The sequence below is a fragment of the Fischerella muscicola PCC 7414 genome (assembly GCF_000317205.1).
In the GTDB taxonomy this organism is placed as follows: domain Bacteria; phylum Cyanobacteriota; class Cyanobacteriia; order Cyanobacteriales; family Nostocaceae; genus Fischerella; species Fischerella muscicola.
In genome coordinates, this window is the sequence record NZ_AJLK01000075.1 from 1 (window position 1) to 25,486 (window position 25,486).

Genomic DNA, 25,486 nt, shown 5'->3' on the forward strand with positions numbered 1-25,486 from the left:
AATTGAAGTTGCAACAGTCATCGACACAAACACGCCACGGTCTTGCCACCGTTTCAATCCCTAATAGGGATTAATTGAAGTTGCAACGCCATGCTTTCGTAATAGCACGTCCATGAGTCTTGTTTCAATCCCTAATAGGGATTAATTGAAGTTGCAACTTGTTATTACGTGTACACGTGATAAGTAATTGGAGTGTTTCAATCCCTAATAGGGATTAATTGAAGTTGCAACTTGTTTCACGACAGGCAATCGCATCCCTAATCGAGTTTCAATCCCTAATAGGGATTAATTGAAGTTGCAACTCTTGGATCTCCATAGATTCCTCGTACCTAGACTACGTTTCAATCCCTAATAGGGATTAATTGAAGTTGCAACACATTACAACGTTGGATTGAAGTTGGCGACGCCAAGTTTCAATCCCTAATAGGGATTAATTGAAGTTGCAACCCAATCAATTTTCTCCTTGATATCAAGGAGATCGCTTGTTTCAATCCCTAATAGGGATTAATTGAAGTTGCAACTTAAACCATCCAAAACTTGACCTGTAGATAAAGTGTTTCAATCCCTAATAGGGATTAATTGAAGTTGCAACCCATCTGCAAATATTGCAGAGCGAAAAACTGTAGTTTCAATCCCTAATAGGGATTAATTGAAGTTGCAACGTTTGGTTAGGGCTCTTTCATGTCGTTCGGGGTAAGTTTCAATCCCTAATAGGGATTAATTGAAGTTGCAACGCATTCCTATATAATCTGCCATACCTTCCACAAGAGGTTTCAATCCCTAATAGGGATTAATTGAAGTTGCAACTCTACTTCCACTGCACCTTCAAGGATTTGATGTTTCAATCCCTAATAGGGATTAATTGAAGTTGCAACAAATTGCGTATGCCCAATATCGCCAGGGTAAACCGTTTCAATCCCTAATAGGGATTAATTGAAGTTGCAACTTGAAGCAAAAATTCCCCTATAAATCCAGAGGGGAAATAGGTTTCAATCCCTAATAGGGATTAATTGAAGTTGCAACAGCAAAATTCTGGAAGTATGAGGGCAACCACTTTGTTTCAATCCCTAATAGGGATTAATTGAAGTTGCAACGAAAGAGGTTGCGGTTGAAGAAGTTGTTGAAGATGGTTTCAATCCCTAATAGGGATTAATTGAAGTTGCAACTAAAAAAATTGTGTGAAGCAGGATTAGTTGATCCATTTGTTTCAATCCCTAATAGGGATTAATTGAAGTTGCAACCTAAATCCCCGTTTACGCGAAATTGAATTTCGCCGTAGTTTCAATCCCTAATAGGGATTAATTGAAGTTGCAACTCGAAGCAGTATTGATTGAGATAGAAGATCTCGAAGGTTTCAATCCCTAATAGGGATTAATTGAAGTTGCAACACTCAAGAAGAAGCCTCCAAATACGACGATCAAATTGTTTCAATCCCTAATAGGGATTAATTGAAGTTGCAACGCAACCACTGGGGTGGTTGCAACCACGATCGTTACGTTTCAATCCCTAATAGGGATTAATTGAAGTTGCAACTAATTGCTCTTGTAATCTGTTAGTTGTTGCATCTTGTTTCAATCCCTAATAGGGATTAATTGAAGTTGCAACGCTTTGGAGGTATTGCTGATCCTCCAAATAAATTGTTTCAATCCCTAATAGGGATTAATTGAAGTTGCAACAAATGGATTGGGATTTGAAATAAATAATACAAGCTTTGAGTTTCAATCCCTAATAGGGATTAATTGAAGTTGCAACTTCATCATGAAGCTTCTACAAACTACCATGAATGCAAGGTTTCAATCCCTAATAGGGATTAATTGAAGTTGCAACCAAATTCCATCAGAGCCTGATGGAACTGATTTATTGTTTCAATCCCTAATAGGGATTAATTGAAGTTGCAACTCAATCTCTTCCAAGCTAGGTTTGTGGTGAAAGTTTCAATCCCTAATAGGGATTAATTGAAGTTGCAACATTATTGGTACAGCTAATACAAGACAAATACCAAAGTTTCAATCCCTAATAGGGATTAATTGAAGTTGCAACATAATCTTTTCCTGATTTATGTTTTCCAAAGATATTTTGTTTCAATCCCTAATAGGGATTAATTGAAGTTGCAACCGCGTCCGTCGTCTCTTGCTGATTTCGTTATTGCCGTTTCAATCCCTAATAGGGATTAATTGAAGTTGCAACCATTGAATCGCGCCTTCTCCAGAGAAATATTGCGATGTTTCAATCCCTAATAGGGATTAATTGAAGTTGCAACTATAGATGGATTGATCACAAACGTAGATAAAGTAGTTGTTTCAATCCCTAATAGGGATTAATTGAAGTTGCAACTTTATTACAAATAAGCTCGTAATAATAATTAAAAGAGTTTCAATCCCTAATAGGGATTAATTGAAGTTGCAACCGCGCCGCCAGAAGTTGGCAATCGGATTTAATGAGTTTCAATCCCTAATAGGGATTAATTGAAGTTGCAACTTGAATAGTCTGCGTGTTTCTAGCAGCACTTAGTTTCAATCCCTAATAGGGATTAATTGAAGTTGCAACGTCGACCTTATCGCCTATGTCGCCTACGTGGGCGTTTCAATCCCTAATAGGGATTAATTGAAGTTGCAACATCAAGTATTCATGATGATGCAAATGTGCAAGCGCTTGTTTCAATCCCTAATAGGGATTAATTGAAGTTGCAACAGCCAGCGATCCAGCCAAGCAAGGGTGTAATAATTTGTTTCAATCCCTAATAGGGATTAATTGAAGTTGCAACTGTCTCTTAACAGATAGATTATCCCTTGCTTCCATCCGTTTCAATCCCTAATAGGGATTAATTGAAGTTGCAACTGTTGCCGCTGCCTTTCTCGGGCTCCAGTACCTGGTTTCAATCCCTAATAGGGATTAATTGAAGTTGCAACTTCCAAAGGGGGCACAGTCTCCCAGTTTGGGTAGGTAGGTTTCAATCCCTAATAGGGATTAATTGAAGTTGCAACTTATACAAATGGGTCACCACCAGGGGTAAATGAAGTGTTTCAATCCCTAATAGGGATTAATTGAAGTTGCAACTTTTTATGTATCTTTCTATCAAGAAATGCTTGTAGGTTTCAATCCCTAATAGGGATTAATTGAAGTTGCAACCCTTCGGATCTCCATTAGCGCCGCCTCGATGTGGGTTTCAATCCCTAATAGGGATTAATTGAAGTTGCAACGCGATTTTCAAGCACCGCACCCGTGCCAGCCCCCTGCATGTTTCAATCCCTAATAGGGATTAATTGAAGTTGCAACGATATTTATAGTTGAAGGTAAATCCACAATAGAAGGTTTCAATCCCTAATAGGGATTAATTGAAGTTGCAACTTAATGGAATTCCACCAGGAGAATCGGGATTGCAGTTTCAATCCCTAATAGGGATTAATTGAAGTTGCAACCTCATCGATGAAGCGGCCCTTACGGTTGTCGCCGGTGTTTCAATCCCTAATAGGGATTAATTGAAGTTGCAACGATCGCTATTCTGTACGCAACGGGCCACCCATCGGGTTTCAATCCCTAATAGGGATTAATTGAAGTTGCAACTAATTGTTTGTAAGGTGATGCTTGAATTTCGTCATCGTTTCAATCCCTAATAGGGATTAATTGAAGTTGCAACAAAGAATTTTTCAGGCGATCACTAAGGATGAAGGGGTTTCAATCCCTAATAGGGATTAATTGAAGTTGCAACTAAATCTATTACCAAAATTCGATTTAATTGTTTTCGTTTCAATCCCTAATAGGGATTAATTGAAGTTGCAACACGTACGCCAGGGTGTTCTTTTATACAAGGACGTTTCAATCCCTAATAGGGATTAATTGAAGTTGCAACTGTGCCACTTCCAATAATCAGCCCAATGTTCCCAGTTTCAATCCCTAATAGGGATTAATTGAAGTTGCAACTTTAAAGATATTGCAGATACCTACTTATGGATGATTAAGTTTCAATCCCTAATAGGGATTAATTGAAGTTGCAACCCCATGGCTTTGGGTTGGATCTCATCTCCTATGTCGCGTTTCAATCCCTAATAGGGATTAATTGAAGTTGCAACCTTTTTAAGTTAAATTGAAATCGAAATCTTTTAGGCAGTTTCAATCCCTAATAGGGATTAATTGAAGTTGCAACATCGGCTAGTAATATCTATCGCGTAGTACTCTAGGTTTCAATCCCTAATAGGGATTAATTGAAGTTGCAACATGGCATCCTAACTCTTGAATTAAAAAACTATTCGTTTCAATCCCTAATAGGGATTAATTGAAGTTGCAACGCAACGATAGTAGTTCTGGTGGCGCAAAAGAGAAAAAGTTTCAATCCCTAATAGGGATTAATTGAAGTTGCAACGAATTTACAAGATCCAAAAAATATTGATACCTTTACGTTTCAATCCCTAATAGGGATTAATTGAAGTTGCAACTTTACCAACCCGAAGCCCCTGTTTCACCCGTGGTGGAGTTTCAATCCCTAATAGGGATTAATTGAAGTTGCAACTAATAAAGCCTTTAAGCATAGCTAACCTACAATGGGTTTCAATCCCTAATAGGGATTAATTGAAGTTGCAACAGGAAAAATATCTCCCAATTCTTTTCGAAAGCGGTAGTTTCAATCCCTAATAGGGATTAATTGAAGTTGCAACCTCCAAAAGCCTTAGCTGGTAAGGCTTTCAAAAAGTTTCAATCCCTAATAGGGATTAATTGAAGTTGCAACTGCTCGATTCAGAAGCTTTGCTGTATATGGTTTTCAAGGTTCAGTGGTGCAGACATGGACAAAATATAGCTTTTCAGCCATCGGGATGTCAAGATGAATTATGAAAAAATAGGTCAAAAGCTTTGCTGGTAAGACTTTCAGAATTGGTGCAAACCTCTATCTGAGTGTAAAAGGGTTCAAAGCCATAACAGGTAGGGCTTATAGCCATTAAATTTGACTGCTTTTTTTAAACACCTACAGGTTTGCACCAACTCTAAGCTGAAGAGAGATTAATCTTTATTTATCGACTATAGCAAAACTTGCAACTACGCTTTTGGAGCTGGCTTTTGCCGTTTAGCTGGAACCACCTCGAACTCAAAAGTAGCAATACGGCGATCGCCAACATAAACTTCTATTTTATGCTTACCCATAGGATCACCAGTTGCGATCGTCCAAGAGTTTTTAATCACACCATCTTTGATTGAGTCTGTGCGTTGAATATTTGCTGCTGTACCGTCAGGTGACAATGAGAAATTATCAGTGTTACTTGTTGCCCAACTTTCAGGAGGTTTTGGTAACTGAAGGACTTCTCGCCATGTTACCTCACCCTGGTAGTCTTTGAGTTGAATCCGCCAACCATAGGCTATTCCCTCTTGCAGTGGCACTTTTGTTGTGGGGATGAGGGTAGTTTTCCCGTTTTTTTCAACCCTAAGAACCCCAAATTCAGCTTTACTCACAACAATTGGTTTAGCAGTTGTATTTTTCTGCACTTGTCTATTGGGTAATTTAACTGCTTCCACAGCCAAAACTGGTGATATCAACCAAGACAAAGCTAATCCAACACTACAAACCCAAACTTTTGGTTGCATAATTTTTTTAGTATAGAGTGATATTTATTCATAAATAAGCAACCTCTTTTTTTCAGATAAATTATTAACACTTTTGATGTATAAATTTTTTTGAAGTCTAGTTAAAACCTCAAGAGTTAAACAATTTCACAAAACTTATACCAATGCAAAAATTGTTTAAGGACAGATAACCCCACCCGCCTAACGGCACCTTCCCCGATCTCGCTGAGGGTTGGGGAGGGGTCTGATACTAATAAAAATTGAGTGGAAAATGCATCTACAATAGACACAATTCCACTCATCATTTTTGCTAACGCACTCATTTAGGCTTGAAGCTACGAGCTAGTTTTTGAAGATAGCATCAATAAATTAACGGGACTCTGTTCCTTGATTAGGGCTACCTGCTACAGTATCTTCACTGGCTGATTCTGGTGAAGCGCTAGTTTTGCCACTAGTTTCGTCGTCGCCACTGCTAGTTTTACGAGTAGCGGAATCAATATCAGTGATATTTTCTTCCATAGGATTTTCGTAACCACCAGATCCAGTAGTTTCGTATTCACCAGGCTTCATGGATGCAGATTCTTTTCCTTGTTGTTGCTCAGACATAAATTTTTACTCCTTTATTAATTTGTCCTGGCAACAAGTTTAAAAAAACCAAGGGTACAGATTCATCTTTCTAAAATCTGGTTTACCTGCTATCTCTATATGTCTGAAGGATTATTTTCCACTCACTAATTAGAGTTAGGGTAGAGGAGTATAGACAGTATTGCGAATTCTCTACCATTTCAAAATCCTCTTCCTTGTCCTCCAAGTCGTCCCCCTTCCCTTCCCCTCCCCCTGTTCTTAATAAACATCCCACTCCCTAGAAATAAGGAGTGGGATACTGTGATTTTTGGGAAAAAACCGTAACTACGGTTATGTTTTATCTGTAGATACCGTTGTTAAAACGATCAAATCCTTCAGTGTAGACTGGTTCTACTTCTGTAACTTTGAAGTGATCTAGGTTAGCTTGCAGGATTTGTTTTTGACGTTCGGTTAAACCTTTAATCTTTAATACATCCTCTACCTCATTGTAAGGAGCATTTTTGATGATTTTGCCTGCTAGGGTAGGATACAAGCCGGGGTATTTCTGAAAAGCTCGCACATTGGTGTTATTTAAATCAATTTTCTCACCATATACATCTGCAAGCTTGGCATCTGCCGCGTTACGCAGGCTGATAGTTTGTTCAACCGCCAAAACAGAAACCGATGGCAAAGCAAAACTATTCAAATTGCTAGCTTGGGCTATCTGAGGCGTACCTAACCATGCCAAGCATCCTACCAACAAAAAACTAAAGACTGTTAATAAACGCACTAATTTTTTCACGATTTTTCCACCTCTTTCCATCAAACCGAAATAAAAAGTTTTCAGCTAGTAGCGCTTAGTTCAAGGCTGTAAAGACCTGTAGGGTAGAAAAAGATTTGCAACAATATTCACCAAATCAGCCCAAGGGCTTGTATGGTTTTTGTTTGCCTTGACTTTATCCTACTCCCAAGGATGGGTGAGGGCTAAACCCCACAAAAATCCACCCATCAGGCATTTACTGATTATGTTGTTGATCCTTTCGCTGATGGCTATTCGCTTCATCAGCACACAGCAGTCATCAGAAACTAATATACAGCGTATTAATATCCACAATCTTTGCAGCCACTATGATTGACCCAAGTTTTGCGAAAAATTTTTCAAATTAGTAATAATACTTATGCAAAAAACTAACTAAATTGGCTTAAATCTCAGAAAAATTTGACTTTATCGTAAGTTTTCTTTACAAAATTTAATGCAGTCTACGCTTTCTTCTCAAGGAATACAGGAGTGGGTTTTGAGTTTTCATACTCTTTACCGATAAGAAAGCCTGCTAAAACAGCAGGCTAAAACACAACAGAACTATGAACAACCTATGTGTAATAAACTTTATGATTTAACCGAAATATCTCATCTCTGCCTCTAGCTGACGAATGAGGTTTTCATCGCCTTTAGCTCTAGCTACTTCCAAGCGATGCTGTAAACTTCTTCTAATGTTTTCTCTATGAGCTTCTCGTGCTTTTTTCACTACTTCCGTTCTGTTCGTAATCATAGGTTTTATCTTGTCTGAATCGTCCTTAAGTTATGTCTTGTGATCTTAACATATCAAAAATTTAGTCGCATATGTTACAGAAAAAACAAACTTAATAATATAGAGATTGTTACTCATGTCAAAGAATCAACAAAATCCACAGGGACTGCTAACTTTACTCAGTGATTTTGGCGATGGCGATGTGTATGTGGGCGTAATGAAAGGAGCGATCGCCCAAATTAACCCCAAGTTAAAGGTAATAGACTTAACACACCAAATTTCGCCACAAAATATTGCCGCAGCTAGGTTTTGTCTCATGGATGCTTACCCTTACTTTCCTGTGGGAACAGTACATATAGCAGTGGTAGATCCAGGTGTGGGAGGCCAAAGAAGAGCGATCGCCGTAGAATTTAATCATGGATTCTTAGTAGGGCCAGATAACGGCTTATTTAGTGGAGTGTTGACTCATAGTCCCGCTATTGCTGCGGTAGAACTGACAAATCCCGATTACTGGCGGACTCCAAACCCTAGCAGTACATTTCATGGGCGAGATATCTTTGCCCCAGTGGGGGCACATCTGGCTAGCGGTGTTTCCCTCCAACAGCTGGGAACACAGATAAATCTAGAAAGCTTAGTCAACCTAAAGATAGCCGAATGCAGCCAAAGCGGGAATCTGATTACAGGTTGTATTCAATATATTGATCATTTTGGTAACTTAGTCAGCAACATCCCTGGAACTTACATTCAAGACAAAAGCTGGAAAGTGCTTGTGGGTGACAAAATCATACCAGGAAGGGGAACTTATGGAAATGTGGAAATTGGAGATGCGATCGCCCTTGTTGGTAGTCACGGTTGGGTAGAGTTAGCTATCAATAGCGGTAATGCGCGATCGCAATTACAGATGAATTTGGGAGATACCATACAAGTAGTAATTGAGGTGGGGAGATAGGGAGATGGGGAGATGGGGAGATGGGGAGATGGGGAGATGGGGAGTGTTAGGGGTGTGAGGAGTGGAGTAGTAGAGAAATAGTTATTAACTACTAACCATTAACCACTAACCACCAACCAACAACCAACCCTTCGGGTTCGCCAGTCCCCCATCGTGACGGGAACCGCCTTTTTGGGGGGCTGGACTCACCACCAACAACCAACCATCAACCACCAACCACCAACAACCAACCATCAACCACCAACAACCAACCATCAACAACCAACAACCAACCACCAACCATCAACAACCAACAACCAACCACCAACCATCAACAACCAACCATCAACAACCAACTAATTTGATATATGACTACGCAAACAGTATCAGCAGCGGAAGTTTATCAAGGGCAATTTGGCGAATTTACAATTACGAAAGGCGATCGCGATGGTGTGATCATTTACCGTAGTGGGTTAATGCTGGCGGCAATTTGCTTTGCTGTGGGCAGTGCTTTAGTTTTGTTTAACCCTAACCCCACTACTTTTAAATTACTGACACCTTTATATGCCTGTTTCAGTTTAGGTCTTGGTATTAGTTTACTCACCATTCACATTTACATGGTGGAGTTACACCGAGCTTTACAAGTTTTTTGGCTCATTGGTAGTATATCCGCAATTATCTTGGGAATTACGAATAGTCAGCCTTTAGCTATTACTATTTACACTCAACCACTAACTTTACTTGGTGTTGGTTTTACCTTCGCAGCTTTGACTGGTATTTATTTTAAAGAAGCATTTTGTTTCAATCGCCTGGAAACCAAATTACTAACTCCCATCGTACCTTTACTGTTACTAGGACATTTAGTTGGTATATTGCCAACCCAGTTAGAACAGATATTGTTAGGAACGTGGGCGATTTTATTTGTAGTTTTTGCGATACGGAAGGCAGTACAGGCAATTCCACCAGACATTGGAGATAAATCAGTGTTTGCCTATTTAAAATCAAAACGTTCTGCTAAAGTTTAATGCACAGAAGTGTAAAACATCGACAGCAAAAATTCCCCATCATGCGTTTATTTAGGCGTAAATCTCTGTGGATGCCAACTTGCTTGGGATGGGGAATTATCATAGCTGTATTGGCTGTGATGACGAGTTTGATTTTGATGCACATACATCCATTTCTGGCAATTAATTCACCACTTCAACAAGCTGATTTTTTAGTTGTAGAAGGCTGGATACCAGACTATGCAATCAAACAGGTGGCAACAGAATATCAAGAAAAATCCTACAGACAAATCATCACTACAGGAGTGCCATTAGAAAAAGGTTCCTATCTTTTGGAATATAAAAATTATGCAGAAATTGCTGCCCTGACTTTAAAAAATATCGGTTTAGAATCAGAAAAAATAGTAGCTGTCGCTTCACCAGAAGTAAAAAAAGATCGTACTTATGCATCTGCAATCGCACTTCGCCAGTGGTTAGAAAAATCTAATTCCCCAATAGCAGCAATCAATCTTTTTACCCATGATACTCATGCTCGTAGAAGTTGGTTGATATTTCAAAAAGCACTATCTCCTAAAATTAAAGTCGGAATCATTAGCAGCGCACCACAAAATTATGATCCAAATAAATGGTGGACTTATAGTGCGGGTGTAAGGTCAATTATTAATGAGATAGTAGCTTATGTTTATGCTGTAGTTGTGAGTTGGAAAGGGTGATAGGGAGGTGAGGAGTGTGGGGAGTGTGGGAGCCAGCGCGGTCTTGTTGGTTTCCAACAAAGAGCGACTGGCGTGGAGTGTGAGGAGTGGGGAATAACCACTAACCACTATTGTACAGACGCGAGGAACATCGCGTCTGGTACAACCACTAACCAATGTACAGACGCTTCAAACAGCGCGTCTGGTACAACCACTAACCACTAACTACTAACAATTGATCATTGACCAATGACAAATGACGCTCAACGCGAGTAATCTTTACTAAGACTCAATGAGGATTGAGAATTGGCAGTTGAACGTGGGTATTGGCTAGCTTGGTCACAAATATCAGGGATTGGCCCGGTATTCCTGCAAAGGTTACAACAGCATTTTGGCACGCTCCAAGCAGCTTGGGAAGCTAGTCCTGCACAGTTGGAAGCGGTGGAGGGTTTTGGTTTTCAGACATTACAAAAAGTGGTGCAACAGCGATCGCGTCTTCATCCAGAACAATTACTCATCCAGCACCAAGAACAAAACCCCAATTTTTGGACACCAGCAGATCCAGAATATCCCCGCTTGCTGCTGGAAATTCCCAGTCCACCACCATTGCTATACTTTCGTGGTGAAGTAGAACTGCTAGAAAATTTAGGCGAAACTCCACTAGTGGCGATGGTGGGTACGCGCCAACCCTCAGAATATGGTATTCGTTGGACTCGTCAAATTAGCACAGCTTTGGCTAAAAATGGTTTTACAGTCGTTTCTGGTTTAGCAGAGGGAATTGATACAGAAAGTCACGCCGCCGCCTTGAAAGCTGGGGGACGCACCATAGCAGTTTTGGGTACGGGTATAGATGTCATTTATCCAGCCAAAAATCAGCAACTGTACAAACAGATTTTAACTGCTGGGTTAGTTTTGAGTGAGTACCCAAGCAAAACGCCACCTGATCGCACTCAATTTCCCCGCCGCAACCGGATTATTGCTGGTTTGAGTCGCGCTGTCTTGGTGATAGAAGCACCGCTAAAATCAGGGGCTTTAATAACGGCCAATTATGCGAATGAATTTGGTAGAGATGTTTATGTCTTACCTGGTAGAGTTGATGATTACCCTTCCCAAGGATGCTTAAAGTTGCTTAGTCAAGGTGCAGCTCCCATTCTCAGAGAATTAGATGAATTGTTAAGAATGCTGGGAGCTATACCAAAAATAGATTCTGTTTCAGTCTCCCTAGAACCGCAACAATTAATCTTGCCTGATTTGCCACCAGAACTGCAACAAGTAATAAATGTAATGTCTTCAGAATCTTTGCCCTTCGATATGATTATCCAAAAAACAGGTATGGCTGCAAGTGCAGTTTCTAGTGCGTTGTTGCAGTTGGAATTGATGGGTTTAGTCTCGCAAAAACCGGGAATGAGGTATAAGCGCAAATAACAAAAAAGATGTAAATTACTTTTATTGTTTTTCTAGGGATTGTAGAAATTTTTTTGTATCTGCTATCAAGCGATCGCCCCAAAGGTTTTCCTTGAGAAATTCTATTTCCTAAATCATTCGCCACAGATAAGATCCCCGACTTCTCTAATAAGTCGGGGATCTGGGCTTTAAGACTCTCACAAATTAGATAGGATTGCTATAGAATGACAGCGATAGAAATCTAAATAATCGCTCCATGAATAAGGAATTGCCCGAATTCATCAACCATATTGTTTCAAGTTTGCGGTCAATTGACGGAATTACAGCGATCGCACTGGGTGGTTCACGGGCACGGGGTAAGCACACTCACAAGTCAGATGTAGATTTGGGGATTTACTACAATCAAGTAAACCCGCCCGATTTAATTGCTCTCAATCGCCTCGCCTGTGAATTTGATGACGAGGGTCGCGTAAACTTGATGACTGCGATTGGTGAATGGGGAAAGTGGATTAATGGCGGCGGTTGGCTAAAGGTGGAAGGTGTAGGTGTAGATTTTCTCTATCGCGATTTGGAGACTGTCAATCGTGTCATTGATGATTGCCATCAAGGACGCATTACTATTGATTATCAACCAGGACATCCTCATGGCTTTGTATCCTCTATTTATATGGGGGAAATTGCTAAGTGTCAGGCACTTTACGATCCTGATGGTGTTTTAGAAGCTTTGAAGGTAAAAACAAAGCCCTATCCAGTTGGGTTGAAACAGGCAACTATTGATACTTTCGCCTGGGAAATAAGTTTCTCGCTGTTGGTCGCAAAAAAGGCGATCGCACGCAATGATATTGTTTACGCAGCAGGTTGTTGTTTCCGTAGTGTGGCGTGTATGAATCAAGTTTTATTCGCCCTCAATGAAGATTACCTGTTGAATGAAAAGGGGGCGACGGCTGTCGCGGGTACGTTTGCTATTTGCCCTTCTGACTATCAACAACGGGTAGAGGAAGCCTTTACACTTTTAGCTGCCGATGTCAAATCTATAACTGAGGCGATCGCTATTCTTGAGGCGATTGAGGATGATTTGAGTCAATGGTATGGAAATCGGCGAATAGCGATGTAAGAGTGTGGTAACTTTACTATAATAATGTCTGTCGAGATTTTTTGCTAAGCTTGCTTGATAATAGTGGATTTTAATGGTTTTACACAGTTTTATCAGGCAATCAGATTGAGTAGATGGATCAAATTATCGTGTCCTAACGACAGAAGTTTGTGATCTAACGACAGCTTGTTTTGGAATTGCGATCGCTCATTTTGATTGTGAACTGAGTTTGTGCGATCGTACTGCTGTAACAGCCAACATCTTAAATTAATTTAAGAAGATAGCATATCAAACAAAAACCCCGGCGTTAAGTACCGGGGCAAAGAGGAGAAGTGCGAATGACGGTGAAAATTGCAACTTGCTGTTAACAATCAGTTGAGTGCTTAACCTCGGTTTTGCCGTTATTCTGGCGCACCTCAACACGCGAACACTGACGCTGACCGCCCGAGGTGTACTCAGATGTACCTGTTTGCTGTACTTGCTCATTCTGTTGAGTGGCACAGCCTACTAAGGTAGCGACCAACATGTAAGGCAAAAGTTTGTTGAATAATCTATGCATGGACTGAGGTTTCTACGAATCAGATAGCCGTGATTCTTCGGTTTCTAGACCAATTTAGCGATCAATAAAATTCAACTCTTTGTTGTTGTTCACTCCTAAACAGCGATCGCATTGGTCTATATCAGTATCTACAACTTGACTGCTTGCCTTTCCAGAAAACTTACTATTTTTTTGCCGATATTGTAATCAGGAGGCGATCTTCGAGAAGTAGCTAAGTCTCTACACACCTTACAACAAAAAACCCCGGTGAAACCAACCGAGGCAAAGTAGAGAGATACGAATGACAATTAAGAGATATAGCGAGAAAAAATCTTAACTAACGCTAAAAGCAACCAAAACTAAAGCAGTGACAATTAAAGAAGCAAAAACAGCTTGGATGGCGTATTTGCGTTGTTCCCAAATTGCAGGGTACTCGGCATAGTACATTTTGGGTTCAGTTGCATAGTTGTTGAGAACGCCGTCTTCATTAACAGTGGTGTACATAGTTCTTTTCCTTTATTTGTTTCTTTATGTAAATAAATTTAACAATATTGTTACAAAAAGTCAATAAGACTTGACAAAAAAAACTAATATCTATAAAAAGAGTCACTTATCAAAAATCACTCTAGGGGAGCCAGTGAGTTGCTTTGGTTAATCCAATGCGCAATTCACAACGGATCCATACCCCGTAGCCTGTAGAAAGTCACAGTAGTGTCTACACTCGGGGGATGAGCTTATATATATAAAATCACTTTGAATTTTTGAGCGATTGACCGCTGCTCATCGTTTAATCTACTACTAAATATATTTCACATTTAAAATGTGAAAAAACATATGGCAAAATGCAAACGTATTGGGATTCTTACTAGTGGGGGAGATTGCTCTGGTTTAAATGCGGCGATCAGAGCTGTTGTCCATTGTGCTTGCGGAAAAGGTTGGGAAGTATTGGGAATTCGTCAAGCAACTTTGGGATTAATGGCGCGTCCACCGCAATCTCTCAAACTAGAAATTGACCAAGTTGACTCACTGTTAACTTCTGGTGGAACAATGTTAGGAACCACCAACAAAGGCGATCCTTTTGCTTTTCCTATGCCTGATGGCAGTATATGCGATCGCTCCGAACAAATCATTGCAGGCTACCATCAACTAGGTTTAGATGCTTTGATTGGGATTGGTGGTGATGGTAGCTTGGCTATTCTGCGTCACTTGGCCCAAAAAGGCGGTATTAATTTAGTGGGTATTCCCAAAACGATTGATAATGATATTGGGATTACTGAACATGCGATCGGTTTTGATACAGCAGTTAACATTGCCACAGAAGCACTTGATCGGTTACAGTTTACTGCTGCTTCTCACAGCCGAGTCATGATTTTAGAAGTGATGGGTCGTGATGCAGGACACATTGCCATTGCAGCGGGAATTGCTGGGGGGGCAGATGTAATTTTAATTCCAGAAATTCCCTACACGATTGACCATATTTGCTCCCAAATTAAACAGCGCCAAGACCAAGGCAAAAACTATTGTTTAATTATTGTTTCGGAAGCAGTTCGTACTCAAGATGGTGAAACTCTCACAATGACAAATCGTCTGGGTCAATGTCGCTATGGTGGTATTGGTCAATACTTAGCCGATCAACTTTGTGAACGCATTGGTGTAGAAACCCGAGTTACAGTCTTAGGTCATATCCAACGGGGTGGAACCGCTTCACCACGAGATCGACTCGTGGCAGCTGCCTTTGGTGTAGCTGCGGTAAACCTTATAGAAGAAGGTAAATATGACTACATGGTAACATGGCAAAATCGCCAGGTTCTCAGTGTGCCAATTGCTGAGGCGATCGCTCAATATAGAGCTGTCAATCCAGACGATACTTTAGTAAAAACTGCTCGTGGTTTGGGTATTTATTTGGGAGACTGACAGCAATCACCCACTACGAGTATCGCTATGGGTGGATGAAAATTTATTACTAAAACAGAAAAATGCAGTCATAGAAGATAGTTTTTTCTCTGTCGAAAAATACTATGAATGACTCGGCATTCATTATTTTTATCATTTTTGGAATTTTGCCCTGTGATGAGATGCGATCGCCCACTCTACTTTATGAGAAAAGACTAATTTTAACTTGAGCTTAATTCTGAAAGTAGAGTTAAGAAATAATTAAAAACGCATATACTGCAATTACTAAGCAAGATTTGTATCAGCCCCTAGTCTTAGACCTACTAGGAGCTTTTTTTATCGACTATCCCTTGAAAATTAGGCGTATATCCAAAGGAATGGCAGCAATTTAACTATTACTTCCGGCTAATTAATAATTCGTTCTGTTGGTAGATTGGATGTCGATATCGTGACTGTTAATCTGTACTTGTTAGTAAAAAACGTTTACCACATATAGAACAATGAACATTCTTGCTTGGATTGTTTTAGGTTTAATTGCTGGTGCTATTGCCAAAGCTATCTACCCCGGTCATCAAGGCGGCGGCATTCTAGGAACAATTCTTTTAGGAATTATCGGTGCGTTTGTTGGTGGTAGTTTGGGTGTATTCTTCACTACAGGGCGCTTTGCACTAGCAGCTTCTACGCTCAGCATTCCCGGTATTTTAGTAGCGGTTATCGGTGCAATTGTCGCTGTCTTTGTGTGGAATCTCTTAACTCGCCGCAGTGCTGTCTAATCAATTAAATTGTACTCAATTTTTAGTAAAAATCAGGGAATTCATTACACTATATTTTCTCCCTGAACTTATATAAAAAAGTAGCGCCTGCCTTTAATTAGGTTGGCGCTATAGTATTCATAAACCCTTCGTGAACAAAAAGATTCCTGACTTTTTTAAAAAGTCGAGAATCTAAGTCTCTGAATTTTTACAACTCCTCCACTGATTGCTATATAACTTTTTGATAAAAAATCATAAAAAAACAGGTCTAAGTCCAAAATTATTATGTTTAAATAATTTCAAACTTAACCTGTATTTTATGATTCTATTGGAACGCGTGCATGAAAAAGATTATTTTTAGTGTGATACATAAGCATGACATAAAAATGTCAAACATTTGCTGCGACATCTAAACTACTACTCTACCACACAAGTTTTGACAGCTTGCCAGACGTCAGATCCCCGACTTTTTTAAAAAGTCGGGGATCTAGCCAAACTGTCAAAATCAATTTGGTGAACTAGTATTCCAATCATCCCTCAAACGATGTAAATGAATCACCTGTTGTCTTAACCTAAACCTTGCGCCTCACTGGTTTTAATTAAATCTAGATAAATTCTGGCTTCACTCTCAGCTTCCAAAGCCTGACACAAGCATCCTTCCCAAGCAACCACGAATAAAGCTTCCACCCAATATTTCGTAACTGCGCGGAATCATTCATCTGTTGGAAATAGTATTTTCCCTCGCACGTTGCATTAATTTACTCAACACAGTAGTATCTAGGCGACGAGAACCATAATCACACTAAACCGCAGGTCAAAAGTTTGATTTTGACCGAGTGCGGACGTGAAAGTAACGGGCATGGCTAAACTAAATGAATACCACTATTTGCTAGTGTCATCATTCAACTCACTTCGCTGGGGATTTAAATTTGCCGAATAACTCACCTGTTGGTAAAGTAGGTGAGGAATCTTTGCAACTTATTCAATTTCTAGCAACTATCTATGGATAGAAAAACTAAGCGCCTCTTACTGCTCGTTGTTTCTTGTAGTTTAGCTGGTGTAGTTCTAGGTGGTACTACTAGCTGGGCAGAAAGCAATTCCTGTTTGCAAGCAAATACTGTTACCAGTGAGTGTTTAACCAAAGATCCTATTACTAAAACTATAGAAGGAATGGGTACTGGATTAGTTGCTGGAGCAGCGGCAGCTTTTGGTGTAGCATGGCAGCATCGTCATGAAGATTAGTTGTTTTTAAAATTTAAAACTTAGTTTTCAGCTTTTACAACAATTTTCAACAAAATACCACACGTTAGGGGCGCAAAGCTTTGCGCCCCTACAAGTTGTTGTGGTGTGAACAAATGAAACTGGACTTACGCACAACTAACGAAAAAACAAACCGCACCAGGACGCAGCGAAAAGTTTGTAGACGGGCGAAGCCCGGCTTCTCGCAGAGTAGCTTCCCGGAGGGAACTTCAAAGCTTTTCAACAGAGAGTACGCTGAGGAATAGGAGTTTGAGAGTTTTTTGCGTAAGTTCTATAAATCGTAAGGAAATGAGAGTTGTAAACGCAAAGGGTCGCGGAGGTAAGCGCACCAGGGACGCAGAGAATTCGCTACTAAAAGCGATATTTGCGTGAGGTTTTACGCTGATTAGATGTATTACCAACCCACATACTTACTGGTACAGCTTTACCCTGTGGATTAACTTTGATTTCCACAACTATTGCTTGCGCTTTTTCTTGTCTAGCTTGTTGTGCATGGAATAAATCTTGATTAATCTGTTGTTGTTGCTCTTCAGGAATGTAATATGTGTCTAAGCCAAAATTAACCGAACCGTGATTATAATGTCCTTTCAAAGCTACCTGATTGCTAGGAAGAGAAGAGGGGCGTTTACTAGTTACGCCTATTGGTTTCCAGGGTGCAGGCATAATTTTGCTGTCATATTTCTGTTGTTGTAGAATCACATATAAATTCATTCCAGTTTGCCAATTAGGATTCTGTTGAATTAGCTGTTGCCAACCAGGAAGTTTTTGCAAAGTATTAATATTAGAAATGTCATAATCAAGTGTCATTGAGTAGCCACGCAGCAGATTGTAAGGATCTACAGGGACAGCTTTTAAAATCACTGTTTTACCCGTAAGATGAGTAACGAGGGCAGGCAGTGGTATCATCACAATCAGCAGTGTTTGAATTAAGAGAATGATGATAAACCAGCAAGTAGCTGTTACTTTTGTGATATTTGGTTGACTAGTAATTAAGTAATTAGGAAAACTTTCCGTGTTGCTAAAAGATGAAGATTGTTTAGTTTTTGGTAAATTTAATTTCATCTTGCATTCTTTGAAGAGTAAGATACACCAAAAAATTGGTGTTCAAACCAAATTCCAGCAATAATGACAGCTATACCGCATAGGACAAATACAACAGATTTAAATACCAAATCTCTGTTATATTCCAGCATTCTGCTGACAATCTGTAATGTTATCAGGATTATGCCGCCCCAAAAAGCGCTTCTTTCGCCTGCTAACAGTGCTACTCGAATTATTCCCAAGGCAAAAATCGCTAGCAGTGAATTAAAGACAACGATACCAATAGTGGGAATGGGACTAATACTTTGATGCCAAAGGATGACTACACCAGTGAGGAGAGTAAAACTGCTCAATGCAATTGTTATAGGTTCAAGTTTGCGATTATGCTTACTTTTTTTAGTCAATAAATAATACCATTGCCAGATTGCTAAAGTGCCGAGAAATATGACATCTAAGAGTGACCAATAATTCCTCAAAGATGGGTTTTGAGCAGAAATTTCCCACCACCCACGAAAAGAGAGAAAATAAAATAGGATGCTGAAAAATATGAGAGCTAGCATCCTGGCTATAGGTTGAAAAGCTCTAAAAGTGATTTTAGGAAATAACAAATCATCGTAACTCCACAATAAGGCTGGTGGTAGGGTAAAAGCAACAGCTGGAATCCAAGCTAAAGAATCAGAATATTTGCTAAATTCCCAAGATTTGAGATTTAATTGCAAGGAAGTAATTAATGCGATCGCACCTAAGGTAAAAATCCACTGCGATTTACACCTGTAGGCTAGAGGTATAAACATTACTGCTGATAGTAAGGGCATATGTTGTACTATTAACTGCGCCCAGATTGAATGATCTTGTAAGTACTGTGCGGATAGTCCTGTCCAATACCCTATTTGTATGAGGATAATTCCCAGTGTTCCCAAGGAACTGAGACGTAGACTATAAGCCATTAATAAAACAGCGAACCCCCAACAGAGAAATATTTCACAATCTGAACTACTTATGTGAAACATTTGCACTGACAGCGCTATATTTGCACCTAAAAGCAAAGCACCTAAAATTAGCAATCCATGTCCCAGTAATTTATTTCTGCCCAATGTGTTATGTTGATTTGGTTGCTGCCAAAGATAAAAACCAGTAACATTAGTTGCTAAAAACAAACTCAGTAGTAACGTGAATTTTATTGCTTTTGACCATACTTGCCAGTTTGCGGCGACAAAGGTAATTACACCTAAACCTAACAAAATGCAACCCACCGTAATTAAAATAAAAACGAAGCGATCGCTTTGGGCTATTTCCAGCTGATGGAATTGATAGCGTTCGGCGAGGTGTTTGTACTGTAAAGCATCTATCAACCCTTCATCCCACCACAATAATGCTTCTTGACGTAACTTGCGGCGAAAGTTATCAAATACCACGACAATGCCTCTATGTTGAGTAATAATGTGGCGATCGTCAAACGATTTTGGATTTTAGATTTTGGATTGACCACACAGATAAATTTGCTTGCTCTGTAACATTAAGAAATGATTGATCATCTCAATATATTTTTATTTTTAAATGATCTACTGCTCAGAAATTGTTCTTGTCTAACAGTTTTAACTGTAATTTTATAACTATAAGTTTACTAGCATAACTTTATGGAAACACCGTCAAAATTATTACTAAAACTTAGTAAGCGTTTATTCAATAATTCAGATAAACAAGTAAGGTTTATAGAAGCTTTAATTAACCCCAAATCTTTTCTACCCTGCATTCTCTGGTGTCAAGAAAAACCAGAAAATTTACATTTTATTGTAGAAGAACCTATAACTTGGCAACCATCTTTTATAGATCGTTTATCTTTGGGAGCAAAACCCGGTCAGCATCCACTACATGAACAAGGATATTTTTATTGTTTAGATTTTTCTTCTGTATTTGCAGCTTCAACTTTACTAACAATTAAACAACCAATTCAGGTTATTTTTGATATGTGCGCTGCACCAGGAGGTAAGAGCATATTTGCTTGGAAACTGTTGCAACCAGAGTTACTAGTTAGTAATGAAGTGATTGGTAAACGCCTGGGAATGTTAATTTCTAATTTCAAGCGTTGTCACATTAGTCCATCTATAGTTGTCAATAGAGATTCTAGTATCTTTGCAGAAAGCATACCTTTATCTAGTGATTTAGTGATAGTTGATGCTCCCTGTACTGGGCAATCTTTACTAGCCAAAGGTGAAAAAGCACCAGGATGTTTTCATCCTAGTGCTATTAATAAGAGTGCAAATCGGCAAAAACGCATTATAGCTAACTCTGCTCATATTGTCGCCCCACAAGGCTATCTTGCTTATATGACTTGTACCTATTCACCAGAAGAGAATGAAGAAGTTTGTGAATGGTTATTAAAAAAGTTTCCTCAATTTCAAACAGTAGAAATTAGTCATTTAAAAGACTATCAGTCTCATCTAACTACAATACCTTGTTATCGAATTTTTCCTCAAGATGGTTTAGGAGTAGGTGCTTTTACAGCACTGTTTAAAAATACCGATGAGGGCGATAAACAGGTATTAGATATCAATAGTTTGTCTACAATTTGGATAAATATTTACGGTAATGAACCGTCAAAATCAGAAGTCTCCTAATAGACGTATATAGCTCCTGATTCTTGCAAATTAAGTGTAGTATCTCCAGCCCCAGTTGTTGTGTCAGCTTGCTGAACTGTAACAGTCGCTAAATTACCTTGTGTTGACACATTATACTTTAAATGAATCTGGAATTGTTGATCATAAATTAAAACATAACTAGGAAGAGAATTAGTAGTCAATATAACCCTACCTCCCACCGGAATTGCTGTATTTAACGCATCTCCAGAGGATAAACTATATTGTAGGGGAGTTGTTGTATTATTTAAAATTTCGACTTTGACAAATCTCTCCAGATTATCCAATCTTGCTACAGGTTGCCAAAACCCTGGTCGATATGTCTTAGCTGTATTCGTATTACTAGCAGTTTGGGCGTTGAGAGCGGTACTGTAAACTAAACTAAGAGTAGATGCAAGTATGCCTATGAGCAAGATTTTGATTTTCATACATGTTATTCCTTGATAATATCAATCAAAAATATTTAATTAATCATTTAATTATCATCAATATGATTTGATAAAAACAATTATTTTTCTGAATATAACTATTAAGCTATGACTAATAGCTTCAAGATAAAAACATTAAATAAAGTTAGTTTCTGTCGAAAGTAGTAACTTAATTCATACCAGTAGAGGTATGAACTAAACTATAGCTTCATGTTACATAAGATTTGATTAATGGTTGTTTGTTATTTTCAAAATTAACTACTGTAGGCCGCGTGCATTTGTACGAAGATATTTAGTCTTAGATAAAGATATTCATACAAATGCTATCTCCCTGAAGGGAGACGATACACGTAGACGCGCTTATAGGCTTCAAGGTAGAGTACGCCCCTACCCACTAACTACTAACCATCAACTACTAACTATCAACAATTATCAAAATGCTACTTGCAAACAAAGTCGCGCTGGTAACAGGAGCAGGTTCTGGTATTGCTAAAGCAACAGCAAAGCTATTTGCTAAAGAAGGTGCAAAAGTCGCTGCTTTAGGGCATACCAAAGATGAATTAGAAGAAACAGTTACCGAAATTAACAACAATAATGGTGAAGCAATACCTTTAGTTGCTGATATTTCTAACCCAGAACAAATGCAACAAGCAACCCAAGCAATTATTGATCAGTGGGGACGCTTGGATATTGTCTTTGCTAACGCTGGAATTAATGGTGTTTGGGCGCCTATAGAAGAATTGACACCTGAAGATTGGAATAAAACTATAACTGTCAATCTTACAGGAACGTTTTTAACAGTTAAATATGCTGTGCCTTATTTGAAGAAACAAGGCGGTTCGGTAATTATTACATCTTCGATTAATGGCACACGTACTTTTAGTAATACAGGCGCAACTGCTTATTCTTGTACTAAAGCCGCTCAAGTTGCTTTTACAAAAATGGTAGCGCTAGAACTAGCAAAACATCGCGTCCGTGTGAATGTGATTTGCCCAGGTGCGATCGCTACTAACATAGACGAAAATACAGACAGACAGGATTTAGAACAAATTCAAGAACCTGTGGAATTTCCCGAAGGTGAAATTCCCCTGACCAATGGTAAGCCAGGAACATCAGAACAAGTAGCACAGTTGGTACTATTCCTAGCTTCAGATGCTTCTAGTCACATTACTGGCACGGAAGTTTGGATTGATGGCGGAGAATCTTTATTGAAAGCTTGATGAGTTAGTAGTTAGTTGTTGCTAGTTAGTAGTTGGTTAGTTCAAACAACAAACAACTATTAACGATCAACAATTACTAACCACTAACAGTCAATGCAGACCTATGTGAAGTACCCCAACCAGATCAAGCTGAGGTTGGGGCTTCCAACTTCAACTCAACTCAGGGACGGTCTTATTCGTCTTCGGAGTTTCCCGCTTCACGGGCAAATGCCTTTTCACGCAAGCATGATTTGGTCTTACGAGGTAATCGAACTATATAAAGAGTGTGGCTGGTCTTCTGCTGCAAAACCCGATCAACTTCTCACGGCACTTGCAAACTCCCATACAGTGATTTCCGCATGGTACGCTGAAACTCTCGTAGGATTGGGCAATGCTATCTCAGACGGAGCATTAGTTGTATATTATCCACACCTGTTAGTCAGACCAGCTTTTCAGCGCCAGGGTATTGGAAGGCGCATCATACAAGCACTCCAGAGTCGCTATGCAGGCTACCATCAGCAAATTCTTTTAGCTGTTAAAGATGCTGTGGATTTCTATCAACACTGCGGCTTTCAAAAGGCGCGTAGTGTAGAACCTATGTGGATTTACGATGACTCTGATCTCCAAATCTAAGTACAAAATTGCATAAATTCATTGCGAAATTTTGGCACCAAGACTCCGCGCCCCTCTGCGTTTTAAATCGCTACGCTTTTACGCAAAGCTGTACTAAGTAAGTTGCAGGAATAAACATAACTGCCTTACTGCATTCTATCTATCGTGCGATACTGAATTGCCTCTGCTAGATGATGCACTTGCAAGTTCTCGTCTCCTGCTAAATCAGCAATTGTACGTGCTACTTTGAGAATGCGATCGCTTGCTCTGGCTGATAACCCTAGTTTTTTAATTGCGCTTTCTAATAAGTTACGACTAGCCTCATCTAGCTTGCACCATTTTTGTAAATGACGACTTTGCATTTGAGCATTACAACGCAGATTCGGTTCATGATTAAATCTGACGGATGCGCGATCGCGTGCTTGTTGTACCCTTTCCCTAACTGTGGCTGAAGATTCTCCCGTCGGTTGTTGGGTAATTTCCTCTGGCTTCAAACGGTTCACCGCCACTTGTAAATCAATCCGATCCATTAAAGGCCCAGACAGCTTTGCCCAATATTGTTCTCTTTGCCGTGGCGAACAAGTACACTGTTGGATAGTATCACCGTAATAACCACAGGGACAGGGATTGGTACTTGCCACTAAAGTAAACTGAGCCGGAAACATTACAGATTGTTTTGTTCTGGAAATCGTCACAAAGCCATCTTCCAAAGGCTGTCGCAGGAATTCCAAGACATCACGTTTAAATTCTGTTAACTCGTCTAAGAAAAGTACACCCAAATGTGATAAAGAAATTTCCCCAGGACGGGGAAACGTACCACCGCCGACGAGAGACGGGCCTGATGCCGAATGGTGGGGGCTGCGAAAAGGGCGATCGCGTACTAGAGAACCTCTGTTTTTTAATAAACCAGCCACCGAGTGAATACGTGTCACCTCCAAAGCTTCTGGGAAACTCAACGGCGGCAAAATCCCTGGTAAGCGTCTTGCTAGCATTGTCTTACCACTCCCTGGCGGCCCGACAAAAATTAAATTGTGACCCCCAGCCGCGGCAATCTCCAATGCCCGACGGGCATGAGCTTGGGCTTTCACATCTTTTAAATCAGCTTGTAGAGACGCGCCATGGCGCGTCTCTACTTTGTCATCCAACTGTACAGGCTGATAACGTCCTGGATTATTTAAAAAATCAGCTACATCTGCCAGATTTTTAAAAGCATAAACATTTAATCCCTTAACTAAAGCAGCTTCTTGAGCATTATCCGCAGGCACAACTAAACCTGTAATTCCCATCTTGTTAGCAGCAGCAGCAATAGGCAACACTCCAGCTACTGGCCTCAGACTACCATCGAGCGAAACCTCACCTAAGAAAAGATAATTCTCTAACAACTCAGTACTAACTTGTTCGGAAGCTGCTAAAACTCCTACACTAATGGGTAAATCAAAACAGGGGCCTTCTTTACGTAAATCCGCAGGTGTGAGATTAATCACTATTTTTCGCATCGGAAAAGCGAAGCCCGAATTTTTGAGAGTAGCTTTTACCCTTTCCTTACTTTCTTGTACCGCCGCGTCTGGTAATCCCAACACAACAATTCCTGGCAAACCCCCAGAAATATCAACTTCTACGCCCACCTTAACGGCGTCAATGCCTACAATCGCTCCACTCCAGACTCTGGCAAGCATAGTCTTTTTTCCTTTGTCATTAGTCCTTTGTCCTTTGTCTTATCATTGACAATTGGCAAATGACAAATAACAAATTACACATGACAATCCAAGACACAATTTTTGGCAAAATCATTCGTCGAGAAATACCAGCCAACATAGTCTATGAGGATGACTTGGCGCTAGCGTTCACAGATATTAACCCCCAAGCACCAGTTCATATCCTTGTCATTCCGAAAAAACCAATCCCGAAACTGGCTGAAGCTGAACCTGACGATCAAGCGCTTTTGGGGCATCTTTTGTTAACCGCTCAGCGAGTCGCCACCCAAGCCGGACTAACAAATGGCTATCGTGTGGTGATTAACACTGGCGATGATGGTGGTCAAACTGTTTACCATTTACATCTGCATATCTTAGGAGGAAGACACATGGCATGGCCTCCCGGTTGATATATCAGTAGTCAGTTATCAGTTATCAGTGAACAGTCTGGTAACTGGTAACTGTTAAATTTAAGTGCAATTGATAAATATAGGATGAGCGATCGCTCACACAAAAAAACCTGTAAATAATATAAAATCAGAACTATTTATAAATTTTATTTACATTAATAAATAAAATTTAATTAAATATTGTTTACAAATCTAAAACTTTCTTCTAAGCTTATGAATGTAGGTAAAACAACCTACGTAAATTATTAACGAAAGTTAA

Annotated in this window: 23 protein-coding genes and 1 CRISPR repeat array; of the genes, 13 read left to right on the top strand and 10 right to left on the bottom strand. The window is 39.6% G+C overall.

What is annotated here, in order from left to right; genetic code table 11:
* Positions 1 to 50: 50 nt before the first annotated feature.
* Positions 51 to 4,723: a CRISPR direct-repeat array (repeat unit 37 nt; unit sequence GTTTCAATCCCTAATAGGGATTAATTGAAGTTGCAAC).
* Positions 4,724 to 5,028: 305 nt separating this feature from the next.
* The 4 genes from UYI_RS0111135 to pirA all read right to left on the bottom strand — a co-directional run bounded on the left by UYI_RS0111135 (position 5,029) and on the right by pirA (position 7,664).
* Positions 5,029 to 5,571, bottom strand: a complete 543-nt coding sequence (locus tag UYI_RS0111135) for a hypothetical protein (protein ID WP_016866742.1) — start codon at positions 5,569 to 5,571, stop codon at positions 5,029 to 5,031.
* Positions 5,572 to 5,919: 348 nt separating this feature from the next.
* Positions 5,920 to 6,156 carry a hypothetical protein gene (locus UYI_RS0111145; protein ID WP_016866744.1) on the bottom strand — a complete coding sequence of 79 codons (237 nt, stop codon included), beginning with the start codon at positions 6,154 to 6,156 and terminating at the stop codon, positions 5,920 to 5,922.
* Between the two features lie 316 nt (positions 6,157 to 6,472).
* Positions 6,473 to 6,916 carry a photosystem II complex extrinsic protein PsbU gene (gene psbU, locus UYI_RS0111150; RefSeq protein WP_180977186.1) on the bottom strand — a complete coding sequence of 148 codons (444 nt, stop codon included), beginning with the start codon at positions 6,914 to 6,916 and terminating at the stop codon, positions 6,473 to 6,475.
* A 592-nt stretch (positions 6,917 to 7,508) separates the two neighbouring features.
* The gene (pirA, locus tag UYI_RS38005; RefSeq protein ID WP_016866746.1) at positions 7,509 to 7,664 is read right to left on the bottom strand and encodes an arginine synthesis PII-interacting regulator PirA; all 156 of its coding nucleotides are present in this window, start codon (positions 7,662 to 7,664) and stop codon (positions 7,509 to 7,511) included.
* A gap of 115 nt (positions 7,665 to 7,779) precedes the next feature.
* Between pirA and UYI_RS0111160 the strand changes: the two genes are divergently transcribed.
* From UYI_RS0111160 to UYI_RS0111185, 6 genes are all read left to right on the top strand, one after another.
* Positions 7,780 to 8,592, top strand: a complete 813-nt coding sequence (locus tag UYI_RS0111160) for an SAM hydrolase/SAM-dependent halogenase family protein (RefSeq protein WP_016866747.1) — start codon at positions 7,780 to 7,782, stop codon at positions 8,590 to 8,592.
* A gap of 171 nt (positions 8,593 to 8,763) precedes the next feature.
* Complete coding sequence (locus tag UYI_RS36745; RefSeq protein WP_157226327.1) at positions 8,764 to 8,931, top strand: hypothetical protein; 168 nt, start codon at positions 8,764 to 8,766, stop codon at positions 8,929 to 8,931.
* A gap of 8 nt (positions 8,932 to 8,939) precedes the next feature.
* Positions 8,940 to 9,596 carry a DUF2301 domain-containing membrane protein gene (locus UYI_RS0111170; protein WP_016866749.1) on the top strand — a complete coding sequence of 219 codons (657 nt, stop codon included), beginning with the start codon at positions 8,940 to 8,942 and terminating at the stop codon, positions 9,594 to 9,596.
* A complete protein-coding gene (locus UYI_RS0111175; RefSeq protein WP_026085888.1) occupies positions 9,596 to 10,288 on the top strand; it encodes an ElyC/SanA/YdcF family protein in 693 nt (230 codons plus the stop codon). Before UYI_RS0111170 ends, UYI_RS0111175 begins: the two co-directional genes overlap by 1 nt.
* A gap of 285 nt (positions 10,289 to 10,573) precedes the next feature.
* Positions 10,574 to 11,692, top strand: coding sequence for a DNA-processing protein DprA (gene dprA, locus UYI_RS0111180; RefSeq protein WP_016866751.1), 1,119 nt, complete (start codon positions 10,574 to 10,576; stop codon positions 11,690 to 11,692).
* Between the two features lie 235 nt (positions 11,693 to 11,927).
* Entirely contained in the window at positions 11,928 to 12,785 is an 858-nt protein-coding gene (locus UYI_RS0111185) for a nucleotidyltransferase domain-containing protein (protein ID WP_016866752.1), read from the top strand.
* A 343-nt stretch (positions 12,786 to 13,128) separates the two neighbouring features.
* On the opposite strand, the gene UYI_RS34775 is transcribed toward UYI_RS0111185, so the two are convergent.
* Both UYI_RS34775 and psb34 read right to left on the bottom strand, forming a co-directional pair.
* The gene (locus tag UYI_RS34775) at positions 13,129 to 13,323 is read right to left on the bottom strand and encodes a hypothetical protein (protein WP_071588830.1); all 195 of its coding nucleotides are present in this window, start codon (positions 13,321 to 13,323) and stop codon (positions 13,129 to 13,131) included.
* A gap of 312 nt (positions 13,324 to 13,635) precedes the next feature.
* Positions 13,636 to 13,806 carry a photosystem II assembly protein Psb34 gene (gene psb34 / locus UYI_RS36750; RefSeq protein ID WP_016866753.1) on the bottom strand — a complete coding sequence of 57 codons (171 nt, stop codon included), beginning with the start codon at positions 13,804 to 13,806 and terminating at the stop codon, positions 13,636 to 13,638.
* Between the two features lie 330 nt (positions 13,807 to 14,136).
* Between psb34 and UYI_RS0111195 the strand changes: the two genes are divergently transcribed.
* The 3 genes from UYI_RS0111195 to UYI_RS0111210 all read left to right on the top strand — a co-directional run bounded on the left by UYI_RS0111195 (position 14,137) and on the right by UYI_RS0111210 (position 17,189).
* Positions 14,137 to 15,216, top strand: coding sequence for an ATP-dependent 6-phosphofructokinase (locus UYI_RS0111195; RefSeq protein WP_016866754.1), 1,080 nt, complete (start codon positions 14,137 to 14,139; stop codon positions 15,214 to 15,216).
* A 479-nt stretch (positions 15,217 to 15,695) separates the two neighbouring features.
* The gene (locus tag UYI_RS0111200) at positions 15,696 to 15,968 is read left to right on the top strand and encodes a GlsB/YeaQ/YmgE family stress response membrane protein (RefSeq protein WP_016866755.1); all 273 of its coding nucleotides are present in this window, start codon (positions 15,696 to 15,698) and stop codon (positions 15,966 to 15,968) included.
* Positions 15,969 to 16,949: 981 nt separating this feature from the next.
* Entirely contained in the window at positions 16,950 to 17,189 is a 240-nt protein-coding gene (locus UYI_RS0111210; RefSeq protein WP_016866757.1) for a hypothetical protein, read from the top strand.
* 369 nt (positions 17,190 to 17,558) lie between these two features.
* Here UYI_RS0111210 and UYI_RS0111215 read toward each other — a convergent pair whose 3' ends face one another.
* Positions 17,559 to 18,269, bottom strand: a complete 711-nt coding sequence (locus UYI_RS0111215; RefSeq protein ID WP_016866758.1) for a GDYXXLXY domain-containing protein — start codon at positions 18,267 to 18,269, stop codon at positions 17,559 to 17,561.
* Positions 18,266 to 19,663, bottom strand: coding sequence for a DUF2157 domain-containing protein (locus UYI_RS0111220; protein ID WP_016866759.1), 1,398 nt, complete (start codon positions 19,661 to 19,663; stop codon positions 18,266 to 18,268). The genes UYI_RS0111215 and UYI_RS0111220 overlap by 4 nt, the downstream gene beginning before the upstream one ends.
* 222 nt (positions 19,664 to 19,885) lie before the next feature.
* On the opposite strand from UYI_RS0111220, the gene UYI_RS0111225 reads away from it, so the two are divergent.
* On the top strand, positions 19,886 to 20,866 hold the full coding sequence (locus UYI_RS0111225) for an RsmB/NOP family class I SAM-dependent RNA methyltransferase (RefSeq protein ID WP_016866760.1): 981 nt from the start codon (positions 19,886 to 19,888) through the stop codon (positions 20,864 to 20,866).
* On the opposite strand, the gene UYI_RS0111230 is transcribed toward UYI_RS0111225, so the two are convergent.
* Complete coding sequence (locus tag UYI_RS0111230; protein ID WP_016866761.1) at positions 20,863 to 21,312, bottom strand: hypothetical protein; 450 nt, start codon at positions 21,310 to 21,312, stop codon at positions 20,863 to 20,865. The genes UYI_RS0111225 and UYI_RS0111230 overlap by 4 nt on opposite strands.
* A gap of 437 nt (positions 21,313 to 21,749) precedes the next feature.
* On the opposite strand from UYI_RS0111230, the gene UYI_RS0111235 reads away from it, so the two are divergent.
* Together UYI_RS0111235 and UYI_RS0111240 are read left to right on the top strand one after the other, a co-directional pair.
* The gene (locus tag UYI_RS0111235; RefSeq protein ID WP_016866762.1) at positions 21,750 to 22,532 is read left to right on the top strand and encodes an SDR family oxidoreductase; all 783 of its coding nucleotides are present in this window, start codon (positions 21,750 to 21,752) and stop codon (positions 22,530 to 22,532) included.
* A 207-nt stretch (positions 22,533 to 22,739) separates the two neighbouring features.
* Positions 22,740 to 23,144: a GNAT family N-acetyltransferase gene (locus tag UYI_RS0111240; protein ID WP_026085889.1), complete on the top strand. Its 405-nt coding sequence runs from the start codon at positions 22,740 to 22,742 to the stop codon at positions 23,142 to 23,144.
* 125 nt (positions 23,145 to 23,269) lie between these two features.
* Here UYI_RS0111240 and UYI_RS0111245 read toward each other — a convergent pair whose 3' ends face one another.
* Complete coding sequence (locus tag UYI_RS0111245) at positions 23,270 to 24,799, bottom strand: YifB family Mg chelatase-like AAA ATPase (RefSeq protein ID WP_016866764.1); 1,530 nt, start codon at positions 24,797 to 24,799, stop codon at positions 23,270 to 23,272.
* 80 nt (positions 24,800 to 24,879) lie between these two features.
* Between UYI_RS0111245 and UYI_RS0111250 the strand changes: the two genes are divergently transcribed.
* A complete protein-coding gene (locus UYI_RS0111250; RefSeq protein ID WP_016866765.1) occupies positions 24,880 to 25,227 on the top strand; it encodes a histidine triad nucleotide-binding protein in 348 nt (115 codons plus the stop codon).
* The last annotated feature ends 259 nt before the right edge of the window (positions 25,228 to 25,486 follow it).